This window comes from Bartonella sp. bp_1 (assembly GCF_055808085.1).
Map to the genome: position 1 here is coordinate 2,070,046 of NZ_CM147851.1, position 19,162 is coordinate 2,089,207.

The window sequence follows — 19,162 nt, forward strand, 5'->3', positions numbered from 1 at the left end:
AGACTTTGATTACACTATCATCAGTCATCAATCATGCTCCCTAGTCCCGTATCGGCCCCTGCCAATCCAGACCAAGAGCCTTAAGACGCGTTACGGCTGTCGGCGGCATAGCAGGCGGATTTTCATCATAGGCTGCCGCCAGCAACAGATCGTCACAGGCTTTTTCCGTTTCTTCAATCAGACGGGGTAAAAATTCCCGTTTATCCAAGCCTGCTTCAATAGGTGGTAGGATACGCACCCGAATCTTGCCAGGATAGCGGCGAAAATTACCGCGAGGCCAATAAAGGCCTGCATTATGTGCAATCGGCACTACCGGCAAATCAAGTCCAGTATACATAGCAACAATACCAGGCTTATAATCAGGCTCTGCACCGGGTTGACGGCGCGTGCCTTCAGGAAAAATCAATATCTGTCGTCCTTGTGCTGCTTTTTCTTTTGCGCCATTCATCACTGTTTTCATGGCCTTGACCGGTGAACCGCGATCAATCGGAATAATCTGCGTTTTAGCCATATACCAACCAAAAATCGGTATCCATGTCAGCGATCGCTTCATAATCAACGCCGGATCATCCAGATGAGGCACAAGCGCAAATGTTTCCCATGCCGACTGATGCTTGGGTGCAAGTATATATGCCCCTTGCGGTAGGTTCTCCAACCCTTCAATTTCGTAATCTGTACCGGCAATATGTTTTTGCAACCACAGCGTTACCCGCCCCCATGTTTTGGGTACAATCCATGCCTTTTTACGTGGCATCAGAAAATAGAAAGGTGCATAGATAATCATCTGGACAAAGGTTGTCAGATAAAAAGCAAAAGTAAAAAGAATAGAGCGTAAAGCAAGCACTGGCTGGTTCCGTTACGAAAGATTTCTTGGCAATGCTTATAAAGGCATTTCATCAAAGTGAAAATGCTTTTTAAGCCATAAAAAAAGCGGCCATAAAGGCCGCTTTTTAAATCTTTCTAAAAAATCAAAGATCAGATGATTTTTCATTTCTGATTTTAGCCACGTCAGAGGCCGTCACAGGCTTTGCATCATTTGTCCAGCTCGAGCGTAAAAAAGTTGCCAGTTCAGCCACTTCACTATCGTTCAAACGCCAATCAAAATTGGGCATAGCAAGCGGCGCAGGTTTTTGCGCTGTCGATGGCATACGTGCCCCATGCAGAATAACACGGATAAGACCGGTTGGATCATCAGCATTGACGATACTGGCACCATCAAGCTCGGGGAACACATCAGGCGCACCTTTACCATTGACAAAATGGCAAGCGTTGCAATTATCCATATAAAGGCGTGCACCCAATTTCATATCCGGTGCTGCTTCTGTCAGCATGGCCGTCGTTGTCTGCGGATCACGTACCGATTTTTTCATTTCACCCGGCTGCTTGATGTAAATGAGATATTTGGCAATCGCATCAATATCATCATCACTCGCAAACTGCATAGATTCCTCAACCACCAGTTTCATTGGTCCGACAACTGCTGTGTGGGCGTTACGGCCTGTCTGCAGATAGGATTTCAAATCTTCTTCATTCCATTTGGCAAAGGCCGCATGGGAAGAGCGAAGATTGGGACCATACCAGCCATCAATTACTTCGCCGGTCAAGAAAGAACGGCTTTCACTCGTTGTACCTGACTGACGAAACAATATATCACGTGGTGTATGACAAGCACTGCAGTGGCCGAAACTTTCAACGAGATAGGCACCACGATCAAGCTTTGCATCATTAAACCGCGGTGTGAAACCGGCCTGATCGGAAATGGCGAACCAATTCCACAAACGGATACCCCAACGCTGATTGAATGGAAAAGTCAAATTGGTCTGGGCTACCTTATTGGATACAGGCTTCACTTCATGCATAAAATAGTCATAAAGTGCGACCATATCCTCTTCATTGATCTTGCGATAATTTTCATAAGGCATAGCAGGATAAAGATGGGTGCCATCCGGCCGCAATCCATCACGTAAAGCATCACGGAACTGATCCAATGTCCAACCCTTTATACCTGTCTCATCCGGTGTGATGTTCGAGGCATAAATAATCCCGAAAGGGCTGGCTACTTCATGACCGCCAGAATAGGGCTTGTCTGTTTCATTGCTATGACATGCCGCACAATCCGCCATCTTGGCGAGATATTCGCCACGACCCGGCTCAGGTTTGAAGTCAGATGCCAAGACCTCCAACGGTCCGGTACGCTGGACAGGAACAAAAATAATGGCAAGAAGAGCAACAACACCTATAACCACCAATGCGAGGATAACTTTGAGAATTTTTTTCACCCTATCCTCCTATACCAATGGCCGGGGGTTTTTAAGATAATCGCGCTTCAATGCATCGATCATCCAATAAGTCAACGCTCCGACTGTACCGGTCGGATTATATTGAATATTCTGCGGGAAAGCGTTAGCACCCGGCACAAAAAGATTGTGGTAATCCCAATGCTGCAAGTAACGGTTCAAAGCCGATGTCTTACGGTCCGCACCCATAATAGCACCACCCGTCGTATGGGTGGACTGATAAGGACGCACATCGTATGGATGATCATCTTTCCATGGTGTTGACTGATAGTGATCGGGACCAATCTGCTTGGCAATTTCCACAATTTTCGGTGTAAGATATTGTGTCAATTTTATATCATTGGCATTCCAGTTAAATGTCATACGCATCAACGGGCGGCCATATTTATCCTTATAGGTAGGATCAAGATCAAGATAGGTATCACGATAGGACATATTGGTACCGCTCTGACCAATGCTCATACTATGGCCATACCACTTTCCAATACCTTCCTTCCAACCCGCACCCCATGATGGCGTACCTTTAGGCAACGGCATAGAGCGTGTCGGCTGACCATGATACTGGGTTGACGTAACGCGGCTGCCGCCAATAAAGCCTTCTTTGGCAAAATCAATCTGGTTAATACCAAAGTCATCAATGGCAACACCGTTGGAACCATGCCCGACAAATGGATTGAATACTTTATCTTTGAAGAACAGAGTCGCTCCGCCACCACCGGTCTGATAGGAATAATTACGTCCGATTACACCTTCTCCAGTGTAGGGATCGTAAGGCTGTCCAAGCTCGGATATCAACAATAAATGCACATTATTGAGCTGGAAACCGGCCAGAATCACCAAATCAGCGGGCTGAAAAAATTCCTCACCCTTTTCATTAACATAAGTCACACCACTGACTGTTTTTCCATCTGCCGATTTTTCAACTTTTAAAACATCTGATTTGACACGATATTCAAAAGTTTTCTCACGCTTCAAGGCACCTAATACGCATACCTGGGGCGATGCCTTTGAATAATTCAGACAACCATAGCGCTCGCAGAACCCACAAAAATTACACGGCCCCATCTGCATGCCATAAGGATTAGTATAGGCTTCAGACGCAATTGATGAAGGATAGGGAAAAGGATGATAACCCAATTCCTTGGCCGCTTTTGAAAAGAGCCGCCCATGATACGTCATTTTTGTTGCCGGCATAGGATATGCATTGGTGCGCTTTCCTTCAAACGGATTGCCACCCTCTATGATTTTGCCATTGACATTACCAGCCGTACCGGAAACACCGGCAACCTTTTCAAACATGTCATAATGCGGCTCCAGCTCGTCATAGGTAACACCCCAATCCTGTAGCGCCATATTTTCCGGCACGATATTGCCGAACGTACTCTCTGTATAGGAGCGCAAAACAAATTCTTCCGGATGCGCACGCCAATTCTGACCATTCCAGTGGATGCCGGCGCCACCAACGCCGGTACCCGGCAAGAACGAACCAAGCTGACGATAAGGCAATGCCTTATCGTCCAATCCGTGACGTACTGTAATCGTATGATCTTTCGGACGTACTGCCGTATCAAGTCGAACACCATATTTCAGCTCATCGGCAGGCTTTGGATAAGCCCAGTCTGGCACTGTATCGCGATCTTCACCGCGTTCCAATGCCAAGACTTCGTATCCTTCACGACAAAGCTCTAATCCGACAATAGATCCAACCCATCCCAGGCCGACAATGACGACATCTTTCTTCGGTAATTTTGTTGTCATGATCTAAGCCCTTTCGCCATGCAATGAAACTGGTCCCAACCGGTAAGGCACATTATCTTTTTCAACCCATTCGAGAAAAGAAGCACGTGCACCGGGAAAACCGATATAAACCCATGACTGCATATCGTGATTGCCACCATATTGCGGGTCGGAAAAATAACCTTCTTTGGTGTTTTGCCATAACAGACCAAAAAATTCAGCTGAACGAATATCCGGAATGCTGACCTCATCCTTTTGGATATGTGTCAATGCTTCATCCTGCTTTTGAGCATCAAGCGCAGCAAAAGAAGCGCCATATTTTGTCTCGCACCATGCATCAATGGCAGGAATAGCCGTACGATAGGCAAGAGCCGGCGAAAGCGGTGATTGATAACCGCAATAGTTGGGAGCCTGAACATCAAACGGCCCCTCCAGATACCAATGCTCTCCCTGACCATAGGGGGTACCCATCTGGCGATCAATAAATACCGGCACACGTGCTTCCAATGCGCCAGGCCCCTTACCTTCGGAAGGAATCAACCGTGCCGTTGCAGCCATGATAAACGCCCATTCCTGAGCATTAAAAAAGGCACGCTGATATTTATCAAGCGGCAAGGGCTGTGGTTTTTGTGCAAGGGCATGCCGCGCACTAATAGCAACGGCCGCACAAGCAAAGCCACCCAACATCAAGCCGCGGCGCGTAATGGAAAGAGCCGTCTTTTTCATATGGTGATCTGACAATAGAACCTCCTAAATGGATGCTGCAAATCATTTTGCGCCACCAATAAAGTAATATAATCAAAGGAAAAGATACAAAATATGCGTTAACAAAATAATTGATAATCTTGATACTTTTCATCATGTTTAAAGAGTCTGTTTTCTTTTTAATCATTCATCATTAGATTGGTTCTATCTATATTGTGGAACGGCTATGTCTTTTCAGCTTTTTAAAAACATCGTCTTATCAGCAGTTATATCAATGCCGATTTTGATAACAAACACCAACACGGCCAATACAGCCGGAGATAAGGACCATCCTGATGGCCGCTATTGCGGCGAGGTCCTGCATGCCGGTTATATCGTTAAGTCCGAACTTAAGCTTGAAACTGACAAGACCGGCCACCTCAAAGGCGTCATGCATTATAACGACAACGGTGCCATTACTGATGGCAATGTTGAAGAACTCGACATTGGAAAAGGCCAGACCCGTACTCTGCAATGGCGTGACAAATATGGTTATGGTTATGCTATCTTGCAGTTTGACAAGGAATATAACAGTTTTAAAGGACTCTGGGGCACAGGTATTGAAGCACCGAGCCATCCGTGGAATGGCTCACGCTGCAATGATTATACAAGCTGAGGAAATGAAATGATTGCCAATATTTTGACTATTGCCGGTACGGATCCTTCAGGGGGGGCAGGCATGCAGGCTGATCTTAAAACCTTCTCAGCCATGAAGACCTACGGCTTGAGCGTGGTCACAGCGATTGTCGCACAAAACACACAAGGTGTACGTGCTTTTCAAGCACTGGATGCCAGCTTTGTCGCCGACCAGCTCGACGCAGTTTTTGAAGATGTACGCATTGATGCCGTCAAGATCGGCATGGTTGCCAATGCGGATATTGCTGCAGCTATTGCGGATCGGCTTAAATATCATAACGCCAGAAATATCGTACTTGATCCGGTCATGGTCGCTAAAAGCGGCGATCTCCTTTTAAAAGAAGATGCCATTCAGTTAATCCGCAAAGAACTGGTACCAATGTCGACCATTATCACCCCCAACTTGCCGGAAGCCGGTGTATTGTTGAATCAAAAGCCGGAATGGTCACTGGATGAAATGCGCCGATTGGCCCCAACTTTACTGCAACTGGGCTGCCAATCGGTCCTGCTTAAAGGGGGCCATCTGAAAATAGATACCAGCCCCGATATCTACTGTGATCCAGAAGGCTTGCACGAACTGGATGCCCCACGTATTGATACACATAATGACCACGGTACAGGCTGCACCATTTCAGCCGCGATTACCGCCCTGCTACCGTTCATGGCGCGCAATGAAGCGGTTAAAAAAGCAAAAACCTATCTAACAGAAGCGCTCGAAACCTCTACCCAGCTTGATGTCGGTAAGGGCCGTGGCCCCGTTCATCATTTCTATAACTTGTGGTAAGAAAAATACTAAACTGCACCTGAACCACCACTTACTGCTGACATACAACAGGCAACACCGGCATCTATAGTTCAATCTGTCAAACAACCGATACTATCATCTATCAGCAGCACAATCGTAACAAAATACACTTTTTCTAAATACCATCCCCGATATAGATAACGCCCTTCAATCATGTTAAATCCACGATGAAGATAAAATAGCCACGATAAAAACGGAACAAAATGACCGACAATGACAAGTTTGATCAAGCATAATCGAATCATGACATGTGATAGAATGGCTTCTCACAAACCTATAAGAATAAAGGATTGCAAATAATGCAGCCACTCCCGCCTTTTCTTAAAGTCTTTGTACCGGATGACAAACGTTTTTGTACGGTTGTTGTCATATCAATGCTATTTTTCTTCGCGCCGCTCATTCTCAATAATTATTACCATCGCGATGATTTTATACGCATCCTTCATGAAAAACCCCAGCTCGCTGTCTTTGGCCGTCTGATCGGGGAAGGTGCCGCATTTCTTTTCAGTGCTGACTGGCAATGGATGTCCGATACCGCGCCATTATTTTTATTCATTTCCCTCATCATAAGCGCAGCCTGTATCATCGCCGCAATCAATATTCGCGCTATTGCGTTCAGTAAAACCAACGCCGCCATTATCGTCGCCTCTATTTTCAACCCGTTCTACATCCAGTGTATGCTATTCCGCATTGACTGCCTTACCATGGCCATTGCCTATGGTGCCGCCATACTGGCATGGGCGGTCTTTCATAAACGTCCTGTTAGCGCCTTCATCCTTTGTTGTATATCCGTTGCCTCCTACCAGCCTTTTATCAATATTTTTTCCATACTGGTCTTCATCGAAGCCCTATACAGAATATATCAAGGCGATACGTTCAAAATAGCATGGAAGATCATCGCCAAAGGAATTGCGATAGCCATACCCGCATTGCTACTCTATCTATTGATAAACCATTTTCTGATGAGCGATGACATCTCTGAAAGAGGCACCTTCATTTTGAAGAATGCTGATGCCGCCAAGCTTTTAATAAGAAAACTGGAAGGCATTTATGCCCGTTATTTCGGATTTCTTTCCCTCACCGGGCAAATACTTTACACGATCGCCATTCTAATTGCGCTCACAGAAATCCATCTACATTTCTATAAAGATACCCGTTACACGAAACCTGTATTACGGTCTGCGCTTTCTACGATCTGCCTCATTCTATTTCTGCCGCTATCCCTTGGTGTATTGCTATTTATGGAAGCCAACGATTCGGTACGGGCCAGAACAATTGTCGCCTCAATCCTGTTCAGCAGCATCCTCATATTTCTTGTCATCAATTTCTGTAAACGCTTTAAGGGATATGCTGTCTATTTCATTGTCCTTCTATTCCTGATACCACCTCTTTCTTTTAGCTATATTTTGAATAATGACGTACATCTTAACTACCAATACACACGTTACAATGTCGAAAAACTTGCCAGTGAATTGGAAGATATGGATCAGGAACGACCGATCTATCTAAGCGGCAGTTTTGATTGGGCACCACTGATTAAAAAAAATATCAAACGAGTCCGGCTTGCTCTGCATATGGTTGGCGCATCCGGCGCATGGGTTATTGCCCCCTGGCTACACCAGTATAATTTGAAGAATGTCATTATAGATGATAATCCCGACTATATCCGGAAAGCCCAAAATATTATCTGCACCCATAAACAAAAAGCTGTATCAAAACACGCCCATTATATAATTTATGACATGGGCGACAGTCTTTATGTCCATCTCGGCACCCCGTTTATATGTTCATAGATAAACATACATCTATCGTCATACCGGATTAAGTCAACAAGTGAAAAAAGCACACTTACCCTGAAAGGGTAATGTCTAGATCATCACTGTCATCTGAAAAACTGGAGCGGGCGAAGGGATTCGAACCCTCGACCCCAACCTTGGCAAGGTTGTGCTCTACCCCTGAGCTACACCCGCTCACTAAACCCGACCGGCAAATGCCTGCGAGCGGTGCCTATATGGAACAACCGTGAAGCGATTGCAACACAAAAAATGAATTTTCTTGAAGATTCATTTTCATCCCCTTGAAAACCGCCTTGTACGTTGATTTTGAAACAAAGCTTCAATAAAGTTTTTTTAGAAAAAATATGTTAAGGATAATCTGATGCGGAAAACTCTTTTTGCCAGCCTTGCTTTATGCGCTGCCCTCCTACCTTTAAATTCGTTACAGGCTGCCGACAAGGTACAAGTCGACATTACCCAGATCGTTGCCCATCCCGCCCTTGACGCTGTACGCAAAGGCGTTGAAGACGTATTGGCCAAAGACGGCTACAAACAGGGTGAAAATATTACCATCAATTTTCAATCGGCACAGGGCAATGTTTCCACAGCAACACAAATTGCACGCCAATTTGTCGGTGAAAAACCCGACGTCATCGTTGCTATCGCTACACCTTCGGCACAAACACTGGCTGCCGCCACACAGACAATCCCTATTGTTTTTTCTGCTGTCTCCGATCCGGTTGAGGCCAAACTCGTACAAAGCTGGGATAAACCCGGTGGCAATGTCACCGGTGTCTCAGACCGCTCACCGGTTGACGAGCATATCAAATTCCTGAAAGAGGTTTTTCCCAATCTCAAAGCCATCGGCTATCTCTATAATTCCGGTGAGGCCAATTCGATCTCCAATCTCAAACTGCTGCAAAAGGTTGCCGCTGAAAACAATATCACCATTTTTCCTTCTGCCGCTGCCAAAGCTGCTGATGTCCAATTGGCAACCCGTGCTTTGCTAGGCAAGGTCGATGTCATTTACGTACCGACCGATAATATGATTATCTCGGTTCTTGAAGGCGCATCGGTTGTTGCTGCTGAAAACAAAATGCCGCTTTTTACCGCTGATGCGAGTTCCATAGGACGTGGTCCTTTCGCAGCCCAAGGCATCAACTATTATGATGCGGGTCTTGAAGCCGGAAAAATTGTTGTCCGCATCCTGAAGGGTGAAAAACCCGCCGATATTGCTGTTAGCGTCCCACCAGCCAAAGACATTTCAGTCGATTTGAAAGCCGCTGAAAAAATGGGCGTGAAAATTCCCCAATCAGTGCTTGACCGCGCCGTCAAAGTCATCCAGTAATCGGCAAGAATAGTGATGGGACTCCATTATATTCCATCACCAAAATCTTACCGGTCAAGGGAAGAAGCATGAATATCTCCATCTTTATGGGTGCTGTTGAAATCGGTCTGATCTATGCCTTTATCGGCATCGGCGTTTATCTGTCCTTTCGTATTCTCGATTTTCCCGATCTGACAGTTGACGGATCCTTTGTTCTAGGCGGCGCGATTACTGCCTTGATGATTGTCAATGGCTATAATCCATGGCTTGGCATGGTGGTTGCTTTTGCCGGTGGTGCAATAAGCGGCCTGATCACCGCCATGCTCAATTTGCGCTTCCAGATTCTCAATCTTCTTGCCTCCATTCTTACCATGACGGCACTTTACAGTATCAATCTTCGGGTAATGGGCGGTTCAATCGGCAGCGCCAATCTGCCCTTTTTCGGCTCCGATACAATCATGACACCGTTTTATGGTCTCTTCGGTCTCGAGAACAATTTTGTCCGGCCACTTGTTTTTGCCATACTTGTTGTCATCGCCATTCTTGTTGTCTGGCGTTACCTTGCCAGCGAAGCAGGGCTTGCCATGCGGGCTTCAGGCATCAATCCACGCATGGCCAAGGCACAAGGCATTTCCACCTCGCTCTATATCTATACAGGTATGGCACTTTCCAATGCACTTGTTGCCATTGGGGGGTCACTTTTTGCCCAAATCAATTTTACATCCGATATTACAGCCGGTCCTGGTACGATTGTTTTCGGACTTGCCGCTGTCATCATCGGTGAAGCTATTTTTCGCACACGCAATGTTTTCTGGCTTTTGGTAGCCAGTGCCATCGGCTCGGTTATTTTCCGTGTCGCTACACAATTTGCACTGGCTGGTAGCTCAATCGGTATCTCGACTGTCGATATGCAATTGATCACTGCGGTTATTGTTGCACTTTTCCTGATTATTCCCAGATTTTTCGGAGCTAAAAACCATGATTGAGCTCAGCCATGTCGGCGTGACCTTCAAGCGCGGAACGCCGCTCGAAAAACAGGCATTGATCAATATCGATTTAAAAATTTCCAAAGGTGAATTTGTCACCGTTATTGGCTCTAACGGCGCGGGTAAATCAACCATGCTCGGCGTGCTGGCCGGTGATGTTCTGCCAAGTGAAGGCAAGGTCATTATCAATAATGAAAACGTCACAAACCGTTCAACAGCCGCACGTGCAGACAAAATCGCCCGTGTCTTTCAAGATCCGCTCGCTGGAAGCTGCGGCCCATTAACAATTGAAGAAAACTTTGCCCTTGCCTGTCGGCGCGGGCATCGGCGTGGCATGCGTTTTGCCGTTAACCGCAGCCGCCATAAAAGTTTCCGCGACCGTATAGCAGAACTGGGTCTCGGATTAGAAGACCGCATCCAGAACCGTATGGATTCCCTCTCTGGTGGTCAACGTCAGGCCTTATCTCTCATCATGGCAACCTTGTCTCCTGCCGATGTACTTTTATTAGACGAACATACCGCTGCCCTCGACCCGAGCATGGCTGATTTTGTTATGCAATTAACAGCACGCGTTGTACATGACAACCATCTCACCGCATTGATGGTTACCCATTCCATGCGCCAGGCGCTTGACTATGGCGACCGTCTGGTGATGATGCATGGCGGAAATATTATTTTTGACGTGAGTGGCGAAGAAAAAAAACGTCTTAACGTCAATGATCTGATGGAAAAATTCCGCACGGTGCGCGGACAAGCGCTCGATAGCGATAAAATGTTGATGGACTAGAATCAGGACCGGCAATTGGCGCAAAAAAAAGCTCATGAAGTTGACGCATTTCTGGCTGCACCACCCAGTCTGGTCAAAATTATATTAATCTATGGACCGGATCGTGGATTGGTCAGCGAACGGGCCAAAATATTTGCCACCAAAACGGATATACCAATCGATGATCCTTTTTCCACCTTGAAGATCGATGCTGGCGAAATTGAAAATGATCCCGACCGCCTACTTGATGAAGCCAATACAATTTCGCTTTTTGGCGGCGACCGTCTCATCTGGATTAAAAATGCCGGTGCCCAAAAAGGGCTGGCACAGGCAATTAAAAATCTGATTGCCACACCGCCGGAGCATTGTTTCATCTTGATTGAAGCAGGGGATCTGAAAAAGACCGCCACCCTTCGTACAACAATTGAAACCGGCGCCGGTGCCATGGCGCTTCCCTGCTTTGCCGATGACACAAAAAGCTTGGATATGCTGATTGACACCACCCTTGACCAGTTCAAAACCAATATGTCGCTGGAAGCACGCCGTTTCCTACGAGAAAATCTGGGCGGTGACCGTCTTGCCTCACGCAATGAATTGGAAAAACTTTGTCTTTACGCCATGGGCAAAGATCAAATCACCATGGAAGATGTGCTGCAATCAACAGCCAATGTCAGCGCCATCACACAAGACGCCATTATTGATGCCATATTACTTGGCGATCTTAAGACATTCAGTGAGGATTTTGACCGGCAATTGGCCGGAGGCACGCAACTTTTCATGATCATCAGTACCGCCCAGCGCCAGTTCCAGCAATTGCTTTCGCTACGTTACAGCATGGATACGGAAAAAAAATTGCCTCATGCTGTTGTTGCATCAGCACGTCCACCAATCTTTTTCAAACGACAGAAAATCATTGAAAAAGCTCTTCTTCACTGGCCACTCGATAAAATCCATATGGCCCTTTCACGACTTCAACGTGCCACATTGGAAAGCCGCAAAACAGCTAGTCTTGCCAATGAAATTATCCGGCAGGCGCTTCTGGCGCTGGCTGTTGAAAGTGCCAAAGCGGCACGCCGCCATTAAGTTTCCACCATACCCGGCAATCAATAAACAAAAATTGCACTTGATTATTTCGTTATATAGTCTTTCTATATAGTGTAATATATAGGTGGAATGTCCCTTGAAAGCAACTTTGGCATTAAAAAACGATAGTATCGGCAAAGTCAGCCATGAACGTATCGCATTGCTGGAAGCCGTTGCACGGGAAGGATCGATATCAGCAGCGGCCCGTGCGGTTGGCTTGACCTATAAAGCGGCATGGGACGGTCTGGACGCCATGCAAAATCTTGTTTCCCAACCTCTTTTGAACAAGACATCCGGCGGGCGGCGTGGCGGCGGTGCAACCTTGACACCCGCCGGCCTGCAACTGATTGAAACTTTTCATCAGCTTGAATCAGGCCTTGCCACCATGCTGCATGATGCAGCACGCCAACTGGATGATATCGGCCTCAATTCTGCCGGTCTTCTACAAGGTTTCATGATGCGCACTTCGGCACGTAACCTTTTGGCCGGCACAATCGAGAAAATCGAAAATATAGATATATCCGCACGGGTTAAAATCCGCCTATCGGATAAAATATCCATATCGGCACATATCACCGGCAAAAGTGTCGAAAGACTTGGCCTTGTTGAAGGACGCGGCATTGCCGCACTCATCAAAGCACCTTTTATTCTCATTTCACCAGACAATATCAACCATACATCTGCAATGGAAAACCGGATAAAAGGCAAGATCATACATATCGAGCATGGCAATACGACATCAGAAATCACCATTGATATCGGTGCCGATAAAACTCTGATTGCCAGCCTTGCCACAGTAAAAGCCGATGAATTGGCGTTGACAATCGACCAATCTGTCACCGCATCTTTTGACGCCAATCACGTAATTATCGCGACTTACTAGGAGGGACACTCATGAAATTCAAACTTGCTTTAATTGCAACCGCCTTATTGGCATCATCAACATTGGCCCATGCTGCTGAAACCGTTATTGCCGTTGCTACCAATTTCACCGAACCCGTCAAGGCCATTGCCGAACAATTCAAGGAAAAAACCGGCCATACTGCAACACTTTCATTTGGCGCCACCGGCAACTTCTACAACCAGATCAAGAATGGTGCGCCATTCGATGTTTTTCTAGCAGCCGATACCCAACGCCCGACTAAAATTGTTGAAGAGGGTTACGGCATCAAAGGTACACAATTCACCTATGCCATCGGCACACTGGTCTTGTGGAGTGCAAAACCGGATGTCGTGAAAGGGCCGGAAACTTTGGCCAATACCGATATCAAACATATTTCTTTCTGTAATCCTGATGCCGCACCCTATGGTAAAGCTTCAGTCGAAACAATGGATGCCCTGAAGGTAAGCGAAGCCGTAAAGCCCAAACTAATCGAAGGCCAGAATATTTCGCAGGCTTTCCAATATGCCAAAACAGGCAATGCCGAAATCGGTTTTGTCGCACTCTCACAAGTCATCAATGAAAAAGGCGGCTCACAATGGATTATACCGCAGCAATATTATAATCCGATCAAACAAGATGCCGTCTTGCTGAAAACCGGTGAAAACAATGAAGCGGCCAAAGCTTTTATTGAGTTTCTGAAAGAGCCGGAAGCGGCAGCAATTATCAAAAAATATGGCTATGCCCTTGCTGAAAATAAGTAGAGCCTGATATTCATGTCGCTGCTTTCCGCCCAAACATGGACAGCCATTATCCTGACCGTGCAATTGGCTACGATAACCACTCTTTGTCTAATGGTTATCGGCACACCGATTGCACTGTGGCTGGCTAGATCGCGTTCACGCCTGAAAGAAATCATAGCTTCACTCATCTCTATCCCGCTGGTCTTGCCACCGACTGTGCTAGGTTTCTATCTGCTTGTCATGTTGGGGCCAAATGGTCCCGGCAGATTTATTGCACCTTTTTTCGGTATGGATAAATTTGCCTTCTCCTTCGAAGGTCTGGTCATCGGTTCAATCATCTATTCCATGCCTTTCGTTGTCCAACCGATCCGCAACGCTTTTGAAGCTATGGGCGAGCGCCCACTAGAAGTAGCGGCAACTCTGCGCGCATCCCCGTGGAAGACCTTCTGGACGGTATCTATCCCGATTGCCCGCCCCGGTCTGCTGACAGCCGCTATTTTAGGTTTTGCCCATACTGTCGGCGAATTCGGCGTTGTCCAGATGATCGGCGGCAACATACCGGGTAAGACCGCGGTCATTTCCACGACCATTATGGGCTACGTCGAAGCTGATCAGATACATGAAGCCAATATGCTGGCCGGTATTATGGTGATCTTCTCTTTCCTGATTATCCTGACAGTAACATTGCTGGAAAAATATATGCGGCGACGAATCTTATGAGTCATTTTATCGACATCCAGCTAAAAGGCATGCTTGGTCACTTTGCCATTGATACAAATTTTACAGCTCCGCTGCACGGTGTCACCGCACTTTATGGCCCATCCGGCTGCGGCAAGACCAGTATATTGCGTGCTATTGCAGGCTTGAACCGCCTATCCGGCTTCGTCAAAATCGGTAATCTGGTCTGGCAGGATAAAAAGACTTTTCTGCCTGTCTACAAACGATCTATCGGCTATGTCTTTCAAGAAGCCAGTCTTTTTCCACATCTCGATATACGTGGCAATCTCAACTATGGCACGGACAAACAACAGCGGCAAAATACACCAACTTTTGACGAGGTTGTCGATCTTCTGGGCATTGCCCATCTTGTAAACCGCACACCGCATAATCTTTCCGGCGGTGAAAGCCAACGCGTTGCAATCGGACGGGCACTACTGTCGCATCCTCGCGTCCTGTTGATGGATGAACCACTCTCTGCCCTTGATAAACAAACGCGTGAGGAAATTATGCCCTTTCTGGAGCGCTTACGCGATCAGCTACACTTACCAATTTTCTACATTACCCATGATATGGGTGAAGTCGAACGACTGGCCGATAATATCATACTGATCGAAAAAGGCCACGTTATCGCATCCGGCCCTTTGGAAAAACTACAGGCCGACCCCGCATTACCACTGGCAAAGAATCGCGAAGCCGCCGTTAGTCTGGATGCAAGAATTGAAAAGCATGATAAAAAAAGCGGCCTCTTATCCTTAAGCGTTGCCGGCACACAATTTATGGCCCCTGCCAAAATGGTTCCCCGGACCGACAAAGTCCGTTTGCGTATTGCCGCACATGAGGTTTCCATTGCCGTCGAAAAACCGCGCCCTAGCTCCATATTGAATATATTGCCCGCACATATTCTCTCCATCCATCATATTGATGATTTCGAAACACTTATCCTTCTTCGGCTTGGCACACAAAAAGGCGGGGCAGAAATTCTCGCCCGCCTTACACATTATTCATGCAAAAAACTGGGCCTTAAAAAAGGACTTAATGTTTTTGCCCAGATCAAAAGTGTGGCAATTCTCGCCCGTCAATAATGCCTGTTATTTTCTTTTTAGCACAAAGAACTGACAGCGCTTGAGCCCATGCGCCGGCAATTTTTTGCCCCCATGCCATTACCGGAGATTATTCGCCTTGACTTCAACCCCTAGACGATCACCGGATACCCAACCGGTCTCGGCCGGATTGGAAACCATTTGGACCTGATAGAGTGCACCACGATTTTGCAGTACTCTAACATCGCGCTTTTCGGCAAACTGCTTGCAGCTCTCGCCCTTTTCGTCACAAACGGGTGTCTGCGACAAGATATAACAAGCCGATGGACCGCTTGACTTACAGCTTTTATTGACATGATAATCGAATTGGCCGCCATCCATGGCACAGGCAGCCAATAAGATAGATGCCGTCAATGCAGTGACTGCCATTATAAAATATTTCATTGTAAAAAGCTTCCTCTTGATATCCAGAGAAAACCGCCATGGTATCTCTGCTGGCTTAGTAATATTCTTAAATATGATTTGAGACAATTAGCGGTGTAATAAAAACACCGCCTGCTGGCCAAAAAGATTCCACGCCTTCCAAGGCAGCTTCCATGATACCCGCTGGCCATTACGATTAAGTGCAACCGCATCCTCGACTGTCGCGCCAACCTCTTTGACCATATCAACAAAATCCTCGATGGTACAAAAATGGATATTAGGCGTATCATACCAGCTATAAGGCAGCTCTTTGGTTACCGGCATACGCCCGCGGAAAAGAAGATGGGCACGCGCACGCCAATAACCAAAATTGGGAATCGAAATAATCGCCCGCTCACCGATACGTAAAAGCTGTTCAAGCACCTGTTTGGGATTAAGCGTTGCCTGCAAGGTCTGTGAGAGGATGACATAATCGAAACTTGAATCGGGATAATAGACAAGATCACTATCGGCATTACCTTGTAAAACAGAAAGGCCCTTAGCAAGACAAAGATCAACACCCTGTTGGGAAAGTTCTACACCACGCCCATCTACCTTAAGACGCGTTTGCAGAAGATCCAGCAAAGTGCCATCGCCACACCCGACATCAAGCACCTTTGATTGCGGTTTGATAAAAGAAGCAATGACCTCGAAATCGGTGCGTGTTGCCAAATGTGTTGTCGACTTCATTATATCCGCCATAACCTAGACCTCCAACCCACGTGCACGGGCTGCAGAACTCAAAAAACCCTGCATGGCCGAGAACATGACCGGTTCATCAAGAAGAAAAGCGTCATGGCCCTTATCGGTCTCGATCTCGACAAAAGAAACAGAAGCGCCTGCCGCATTCAACGCATGAACAAAGCTACGACATTGCGCTGTTGTAAACAGCCAGTCACTCGAAAATGACGCCACAAAAAAACGCGTTTTTGTACCTTTAAAAGCATTGGCAAGCTGACCGCCATTTTCCGCTTCCATATCAAAATAATCCATTGCACGGGTCAAATAGAGATAGGAATTGGCATCAAAACGCTCGACAAAAGTCATACCCTGATGGCGCAAATAGCTCTCAATCTGGAAATCGGCATCAAAACCGAAAGTAATTTCATCGCGATTTTGCAAATTCCGACCAAATTTCCGATGAAGCGCCGCTTCGGACAGATAAGTGACATGGGCGGTCATACGCGCAACAGCCAACCCTTTTTTCGGCTTGGTTCCCTTTTCAAGATAACGGCCATTATGCCAGTCCGGATCAGCCATAACCGCTTGACGGCCGATTTCGCCAAAAGCGATATTCTGGGCAGAATGTCGTGCACCTGTTGCAAGCAAAACACTGGAAAATACCCGTTCCTTATAGGCAGAAGCCCATTGTAGCGCCTGCATGCCGCCCATTGAACCGCCGATAACACAAAATAACGTATCGATACCAAGATAATCGATCAACATCGCCTGCGCGCGCACCATATCACCAATGGTAACAACGGGAAAATCAAGCGCATAAGGCTTTTTGGTTTCAGGATTGATGGATGCGGGTCCGGTCGAGCCCAAACATCCGCCCAAAACATTGGAGCAGACAACATAATAATGATTCGTATCAATCATTTTGCCCGGACCAACCAGATTTTCCCACCAACCCGGCTTGCCCGTCACCGGATGATTATTGGCAACGTGTTGATCGGCCGTAAGGGCATGGCAAATCAAGATTGCATTGCTTTTGTCCGCATTCAGCTTTCCATAATCCTGATAGGCAATCTGAAAGGGTGAAAGCACAACCCCGCTATCAAGTGTCAGCGGCCTATCCTTGCCGAATAACGCGACCTTGCTATCAGGCATCGATGCCTGTGTCTTTTTAACTTTTGTCTTGGTATCAGCGCTTGGTTTCATGCGCTTTGTTGCACTATTTCTAATCGTATTCATTTCGGTTGCACCGGCTGGAAAAAGGAACTTTAGCTATGACCGCTTCATGCCAAATGTCAAGATTTTCTCTCGACTTCTATGCCCTGCAGGTTTATTGGCTTGAACACAACCCAAATAAAAGCGGATACAAGACCGATGACAAACACAAAGCCCAATAATCGCCCTCAACCAAAACCCGGCATTATGGACATTGCTACCTATGTACCCGGTTCAAGCAAGGCGCCAACAACCAAAAAAATCTATAAATTGTCATCCAATGAAACACCCCTCGGTCCGTCACCAAGCGCTATAGAGGCCTATCGTCAGGCCGCAGGCCATCTTGAAATCTATCCAGATGGTCAAGCCCTTCAACTGCGCCAGACAATTAGCGATGTTACCGGTCTTCCCATCAATAATCTGATCATCGGCAATGGATCGGACGAACTTTTAGGTCTTATGGCGCAAACCTATCTTGCACCAGGTGACGAAGGTATTATGACAGCACATGGTTTCAGCGTCTATCATATCGAAATTCTGGGCGCCGGTGCCAAACCGGTTATTGTCGAAGAAAAAGATTGCCGCATTGATGTAGATGCTATTCTGGATGCGCTGACAGAGCACACAAAAATTGTCTTTATCGCCAATCCGGGCAACCCGACCGGCACCTATTTGAATAAAGACGAAATCAAACGGCTGCATCAAGGGCTGCCGGCCCATGTCATGTTGGTACTTGACGGTGCCTATGCCGAATATTGTACAGAAGATGATTTCGAAGCTGGAACGGCCCTTGTTGCCGCCAATGAAAATGTCGTCATGACACGTACTTTTTCTAAAATTTACGGACTTGCAGGTTTGCGAATCGGTTGGATGTATGCGCCTGTCCATGTCATTGAAGCCGTCAACCGGACACGTCCGCCTTTCAATTCGAGTGCAGCGGCACAAGCTGCCGGAAGCGCCGCAATCCGTGACCGCACATTTTTGAACAAAGCCATTGCCCATAATACCAAATGGCGGCAATGGCTCAGTGATGAAATCCGCAAACTTGGCCTTGATGTCACGCCGTCATCAGCCAATTTTATTCTCATCCATTTTCCTGCCGACAAAGATCAATCTGCAGCACTTGCTGATGATTATCTCAAGGCTCAAGGCTATATTTTGCGCCGCGTTGCGGGATACGGTTTCCCCAACGCGTTGCGCCTTTCTATTGGAACCGAAGAAGCCAATCGCGGCGTAGTCGCCGCCCTGAAAGATTTTTTGAAGTAGAG

General features: G+C 46.7%; 19 protein-coding genes and 1 tRNA gene. 12 read left to right on the forward strand and 8 right to left on the reverse strand.

Going from position 1 to position 19,162, the window contains the following annotated elements; all coding sequences use genetic code 11:
* Nucleotides 1-40: 40 nt before the first annotated feature.
* The 4 genes from ACYZ97_RS10320 to ACYZ97_RS10335 all read right to left on the reverse strand — a co-directional run bounded on the left by ACYZ97_RS10320 (nt 41) and on the right by ACYZ97_RS10335 (nt 4,775).
* The gene (locus ACYZ97_RS10320; protein WP_473298639.1) at nt 41-844 is read right to left on the reverse strand and encodes a lysophospholipid acyltransferase family protein; all 804 of its coding nucleotides are present in this window, start codon (nt 842-844) and stop codon (nt 41-43) included.
* 124 nt (nt 845-968) lie between these two features.
* Nucleotides 969-2,279 (reverse strand): c-type cytochrome, encoded by a 1,311-nt coding sequence (locus tag ACYZ97_RS10325; protein WP_473298641.1) that lies wholly within the window; start codon nt 2,277-2,279, stop codon nt 969-971.
* A gap of 9 nt (nt 2,280-2,288) precedes the next feature.
* Nucleotides 2,289-4,055, reverse strand: a complete 1,767-nt coding sequence (locus ACYZ97_RS10330) for a GMC family oxidoreductase (protein WP_473298643.1) — start codon at nt 4,053-4,055, stop codon at nt 2,289-2,291.
* 3 nt (nt 4,056-4,058) lie between these two features.
* Nucleotides 4,059-4,775 carry a gluconate 2-dehydrogenase subunit 3 family protein gene (locus ACYZ97_RS10335; RefSeq protein WP_473298644.1) on the reverse strand — a complete coding sequence of 239 codons (717 nt, stop codon included), beginning with the start codon at nt 4,773-4,775 and terminating at the stop codon, nt 4,059-4,061.
* A 238-nt stretch (nt 4,776-5,013) separates the two neighbouring features.
* On the opposite strand from ACYZ97_RS10335, the gene ACYZ97_RS10340 reads away from it, so the two are divergent.
* The 3 genes from ACYZ97_RS10340 (at nt 5,014) to ACYZ97_RS10350 (ending at nt 8,012) form a co-directional block, all read left to right on the forward strand.
* The gene (locus ACYZ97_RS10340; protein ID WP_473298646.1) at nt 5,014-5,394 is read left to right on the forward strand and encodes a hypothetical protein; all 381 of its coding nucleotides are present in this window, start codon (nt 5,014-5,016) and stop codon (nt 5,392-5,394) included.
* A 9-nt stretch (nt 5,395-5,403) separates the two neighbouring features.
* Nucleotides 5,404-6,198, forward strand: a complete 795-nt coding sequence (gene thiD / locus ACYZ97_RS10345; RefSeq protein WP_473298648.1) for a bifunctional hydroxymethylpyrimidine kinase/phosphomethylpyrimidine kinase — start codon at nt 5,404-5,406, stop codon at nt 6,196-6,198.
* 320 nt (nt 6,199-6,518) lie between these two features.
* On the forward strand, nt 6,519-8,012 hold the full coding sequence (locus ACYZ97_RS10350) for a glucosyltransferase domain-containing protein (RefSeq protein ID WP_473298650.1): 1,494 nt from the start codon (nt 6,519-6,521) through the stop codon (nt 8,010-8,012).
* 102 nt (nt 8,013-8,114) lie between these two features.
* Here ACYZ97_RS10350 and ACYZ97_RS10355 read toward each other — a convergent pair.
* Nucleotides 8,115-8,189: transfer RNA gene (locus ACYZ97_RS10355), tRNA-Gly, on the reverse strand.
* A 187-nt stretch (nt 8,190-8,376) separates the two neighbouring features.
* Between ACYZ97_RS10355 and ACYZ97_RS10360 the strand changes: the two genes are divergently transcribed.
* From ACYZ97_RS10360 to modC, 8 genes are all read left to right on the forward strand, one after another.
* The gene (locus ACYZ97_RS10360) at nt 8,377-9,342 is read left to right on the forward strand and encodes an ABC transporter substrate-binding protein (RefSeq protein ID WP_473298652.1); all 966 of its coding nucleotides are present in this window, start codon (nt 8,377-8,379) and stop codon (nt 9,340-9,342) included.
* A 68-nt stretch (nt 9,343-9,410) separates the two neighbouring features.
* Nucleotides 9,411-10,307, forward strand: a complete 897-nt coding sequence (locus tag ACYZ97_RS10365; protein ID WP_473298654.1) for an ABC transporter permease — start codon at nt 9,411-9,413, stop codon at nt 10,305-10,307.
* The gene (locus tag ACYZ97_RS10370) at nt 10,300-11,094 is read left to right on the forward strand and encodes an ABC transporter ATP-binding protein (protein ID WP_473298656.1); all 795 of its coding nucleotides are present in this window, start codon (nt 10,300-10,302) and stop codon (nt 11,092-11,094) included. Before ACYZ97_RS10365 ends, ACYZ97_RS10370 begins: the two co-directional genes overlap by 8 nt.
* A gap of 15 nt (nt 11,095-11,109) precedes the next feature.
* Nucleotides 11,110-12,156 (forward strand): DNA polymerase III subunit delta, encoded by a 1,047-nt coding sequence (gene holA / locus ACYZ97_RS10375; RefSeq protein WP_473298658.1) that lies wholly within the window; start codon nt 11,110-11,112, stop codon nt 12,154-12,156.
* Between the two features lie 97 nt (nt 12,157-12,253).
* Nucleotides 12,254-13,039 carry a TOBE domain-containing protein gene (locus ACYZ97_RS10380; protein ID WP_473298660.1) on the forward strand — a complete coding sequence of 262 codons (786 nt, stop codon included), beginning with the start codon at nt 12,254-12,256 and terminating at the stop codon, nt 13,037-13,039.
* Nucleotides 13,040-13,050: 11 nt separating this feature from the next.
* Nucleotides 13,051-13,800, forward strand: coding sequence for a molybdate ABC transporter substrate-binding protein (gene modA / locus ACYZ97_RS10385; RefSeq protein ID WP_473298662.1), 750 nt, complete (start codon nt 13,051-13,053; stop codon nt 13,798-13,800).
* A gap of 12 nt (nt 13,801-13,812) precedes the next feature.
* The gene (gene modB / locus ACYZ97_RS10390; RefSeq protein WP_473298664.1) at nt 13,813-14,499 is read left to right on the forward strand and encodes a molybdate ABC transporter permease subunit; all 687 of its coding nucleotides are present in this window, start codon (nt 13,813-13,815) and stop codon (nt 14,497-14,499) included.
* Nucleotides 14,496-15,581, forward strand: a complete 1,086-nt coding sequence (modC, locus tag ACYZ97_RS10395) for a molybdenum ABC transporter ATP-binding protein (protein WP_473298666.1) — start codon at nt 14,496-14,498, stop codon at nt 15,579-15,581. The genes modB and modC overlap by 4 nt, the downstream gene beginning before the upstream one ends.
* A 78-nt stretch (nt 15,582-15,659) precedes the next feature.
* Here modC and ACYZ97_RS10400 read toward each other — a convergent pair whose 3' ends face one another.
* The 3 genes from ACYZ97_RS10400 to metX all read right to left on the reverse strand — a co-directional run bounded on the left by ACYZ97_RS10400 (nt 15,660) and on the right by metX (nt 17,885).
* Nucleotides 15,660-15,983, reverse strand: coding sequence for a hypothetical protein (locus tag ACYZ97_RS10400; protein ID WP_473298668.1), 324 nt, complete (start codon nt 15,981-15,983; stop codon nt 15,660-15,662).
* A gap of 87 nt (nt 15,984-16,070) precedes the next feature.
* Nucleotides 16,071-16,691, reverse strand: coding sequence for a methionine biosynthesis protein MetW (gene metW / locus ACYZ97_RS10405; protein ID WP_473298670.1), 621 nt, complete (start codon nt 16,689-16,691; stop codon nt 16,071-16,073).
* A 15-nt stretch (nt 16,692-16,706) separates the two neighbouring features.
* Nucleotides 16,707-17,885, reverse strand: a complete 1,179-nt coding sequence (gene metX / locus ACYZ97_RS10410) for a homoserine O-acetyltransferase MetX (protein WP_473300685.1) — start codon at nt 17,883-17,885, stop codon at nt 16,707-16,709.
* A gap of 168 nt (nt 17,886-18,053) precedes the next feature.
* Here metX and hisC point away from each other — a divergent pair, with 168 nt between their 5' ends.
* Complete coding sequence (gene hisC / locus ACYZ97_RS10415; RefSeq protein ID WP_473298672.1) at nt 18,054-19,160, forward strand: histidinol-phosphate transaminase; 1,107 nt, start codon at nt 18,054-18,056, stop codon at nt 19,158-19,160.
* Nucleotides 19,161-19,162 lie beyond the last annotated feature (2 nt).

What these genes read in the sequence shown, in the direction of transcription:
- ACYZ97_RS10330 (WP_473298643.1), bottom strand. Translation starts at nt 4,055, where the DNA reads ATGACAACAAAATTACCGAAGAAAGATGTCGTCATTGTCGGCCTGGGA.
- ACYZ97_RS10340 (WP_473298646.1), top strand. Translation starts at nt 5,014, where the DNA reads ATGCCGATTTTGATAACAAACACCAACACGGCCAATACAGCCGGAGAT.
- thiD (WP_473298648.1), top strand. Translation starts at nt 5,404, where the DNA reads ATGATTGCCAATATTTTGACTATTGCCGGTACGGATCCTTCAGGGGGG.
- ACYZ97_RS10350 (WP_473298650.1), top strand. Translation starts at nt 6,519, where the DNA reads ATGCAGCCACTCCCGCCTTTTCTTAAAGTCTTTGTACCGGATGACAAA.
- ACYZ97_RS10360 (WP_473298652.1), top strand. Translation starts at nt 8,377, where the DNA reads ATGCGGAAAACTCTTTTTGCCAGCCTTGCTTTATGCGCTGCCCTCCTA.
- ACYZ97_RS10365 (WP_473298654.1), top strand. Translation starts at nt 9,411, where the DNA reads ATGAATATCTCCATCTTTATGGGTGCTGTTGAAATCGGTCTGATCTAT.
- ACYZ97_RS10370 (WP_473298656.1), top strand. Translation starts at nt 10,300, where the DNA reads ATGATTGAGCTCAGCCATGTCGGCGTGACCTTCAAGCGCGGAACGCCG.
- modA (WP_473298662.1), top strand. Translation starts at nt 13,051, where the DNA reads ATGAAATTCAAACTTGCTTTAATTGCAACCGCCTTATTGGCATCATCA.
- modB (WP_473298664.1), top strand. Translation starts at nt 13,813, where the DNA reads ATGTCGCTGCTTTCCGCCCAAACATGGACAGCCATTATCCTGACCGTG.
- modC (WP_473298666.1), top strand. Translation starts at nt 14,496, where the DNA reads ATGAGTCATTTTATCGACATCCAGCTAAAAGGCATGCTTGGTCACTTT.
- ACYZ97_RS10400 (WP_473298668.1), bottom strand. Translation starts at nt 15,983, where the DNA reads ATGAAATATTTTATAATGGCAGTCACTGCATTGACGGCATCTATCTTA.
- metW (WP_473298670.1), bottom strand. Translation starts at nt 16,691, where the DNA reads ATGAAGTCGACAACACATTTGGCAACACGCACCGATTTCGAGGTCATT.
- metX (WP_473300685.1), bottom strand. Translation starts at nt 17,885, where the DNA reads ATGAAACCAAGCGCTGATACCAAGACAAAAGTTAAAAAGACACAGGCA.
- hisC (WP_473298672.1), top strand. Translation starts at nt 18,054, where the DNA reads ATGACAAACACAAAGCCCAATAATCGCCCTCAACCAAAACCCGGCATT.